This is a genomic window from Marinicrinis lubricantis, assembly GCF_042658665.1.
GTDB lineage: Bacteria > Bacillota > Bacilli > Paenibacillales > KCTC-33676 > Marinicrinis > Marinicrinis lubricantis.
The window spans coordinates 1-2306 of the sequence record NZ_JBHSQV010000088.1; the positions used below are offsets into that span (position 1 = coordinate 1).

General features: G+C 39.2%; 2 protein-coding genes. Both read left to right on the forward strand.

Features of this window, described 5'->3' with window-relative positions; translation table 11 throughout:
* On the forward strand, positions 1-1231 hold a 1231-nt coding region (locus ACFPXP_RS08210; RefSeq protein WP_449288666.1), incomplete at its 5' end, for a hypothetical protein.
* Positions 1228-2136 carry a TniB family NTP-binding protein gene (locus ACFPXP_RS08215; protein ID WP_379893751.1) on the forward strand — a complete coding sequence of 303 codons (909 nt, stop codon included), beginning with the start codon at positions 1228-1230 and terminating at the stop codon, positions 2134-2136. The genes ACFPXP_RS08210 and ACFPXP_RS08215, both read left to right, overlap by 4 nt.
* The last annotated feature ends 170 nt before the right edge of the window (positions 2137-2306 follow it).

Consider the following 2306-nt stretch of genomic DNA (forward strand, 5'->3'; position numbering starts at 1 on the left):
TTCTAATTTCAATTCATTTGAATACGTATTATTTTTTCTCGACATAGAAAAATCCCCTTTAAGTAAAATGTTATCTACAGCGTACTGTAGGTTTTTTAACATTGTCTACTTAAAGGGGATAATATCAGTTTTCAGTCGTTGCGTCTGGTGCTTATATATTTCTTTCGAACCACCTTCAGCAAATGTAGTTCGTAAAGCAATACAGCACGGTATCTTTTTTAAACGATCAAAGGAACGTTTTGGAACTATGAATGAATGGGAAGTTTTCGGTATCCCTTCAATTATTTATTTAGATAATGGATCGGATTTCCGAAGCGTACAAGTTAAAAGATTGATCAAAGAAACGCTTAAGTCTCATGTTCGTTATCGACCGGTAGGAACTCCTCGTTTTGGCGCCACCATTGAGCGGCTTTTCGGTACGATCAATAAAGAATTTATCCATCGATTGGACGGCACGCGTAAAAGCAATCCTGTGGAATTGGGAGAATACGATCCGAGCGAAGATACAAAGCTGACGCTTCAAGATATTAGTACGTTGTTAGTTAGATATATCACCGATATTTACCATATGGAACCGCACCGAGGCTTACCGCTAGATTCCGATACACCAATTGTTCGTTACTATGAAGGTCTTCAAAAGGTGGGTTTTCCAGAGTTTATCGATGAGGCGCAGGAGCCTTATTACGAAATTGAATTTCTGCCTACAGCAATGAAGCCATATACAAACGACGGTGTTCGCCTAGGTAATGTCTTATACAAGAATACTTCTTTAAATCATCTAATTGATGGACGCTCAAAGAAGTATCAAATTAAATACGACGACGACGATATTTCCCGAATTTATTTAATGCCACCTGGTTCAGACGAATATATTCAGGTTCCTGCGGTTCATCCATCTGCAGAAGAGCTTGTTGGTGTTAATCGGTTCCAGTGGAAACAGCTTCGGAAAAATATGAGCCAAGAATCGGACCGTAAACGATCAATGATTCCTGGCACTCAACAAGTAGCACAGGCTAAAGTGAAATTAGCTGAAGAGATCAGCGCGCGTTACAGTAAGGGTCGTAAGCTACGACAACAAGCAGACCGTATGGGAATGAGCGTTTCAGTTGCTCCTGTACAACCACCAACGACGACGGCTAAGATTTCGCATACGCCGACAATTAAAGATAAGTTAGAAGCTGCAAAAAGAGCAGCGTTACAACGTTTAGAAAAGGAAAGGGATGCAAAATGAAATTATCAGAAAAAGATGAATTGAAAAAGAGAATCGACGAAATTTTTGTCGAGCATCCACGATACAAAGAAATACACTTAATGTTCGATACAATGAGGGAAAACAAAAATAAAGATACACCGATCCATGTTTTTTTGCGGGGTGACTCAGGGGTGGGTAAATCACGCCTATTGGAAAAATACACCGAAAGGAACAAAGGATATGAGGAAAAAGACGACCAAGGAACGGAAATAGACATTAAGCCAGTGCTTTATGCTGAATTGCCAAACCCGTTCACTATAGCTGAGTTTTATCAAACGATTATTAAGGCGTTGGGCGCACCTCAATTTGCTGGAGCAAAAGTAGGGGAATTAAAGAGACAAGCGTTTACCTTAATTGAAAAACAACGAGTAGAATTGTTAATTCTTGATGAAATGGATTATATTCTGACTTCCCGATATGTGACAAAAAAGGAAGCTATGGAAGCCATCAAACATGTGTCTAACATTGGGAAAATTTCCGTAGTGCTCGCTGGAACGCCCGAATCAGAGCAGTTGACAAAAATCAACTTTCAGTATTTTCGCCGCTTTCCTGTGACTAAATTGTACCGTTTTGCAGAATTCGATCAGCATTTCTGCGATTTACTTCAAACGATTGAGGATCAGCTGGAACTCCCCAAAACACTTGGACTAGGGGATCCGATGACTGAAATTCCGCAACTTTTGCACGAAATGAGCCAAGGAATCTTGGGTGCATTAACACCAATATTGCAGAGAACATTTAGAAAGTTAATTGCAAATTATGATTATGAAGAGGTTTCGAATCCAATTCTGTTTTTATCTATGCTTGAATTAGCTCAAAGAGAGATTATCGGTGATAATGAATCAGAATTTATAAAAATGCTGAAAACATCTGACGCTTGTTAAAAAGATCAAGGAAATGGTGATTAACTCCATTTTCTTGATCTTTTTAACTCAACTTTCGCAGAGCCAAAATCGGGTTAATGGCAAGTGCAGCATGAGTTTGTGATCGATTAGATCGAATGCTTGACGACATAGAAAAACACCGCTTCGTTTGGTAAGGTAAGAGTGTCGAA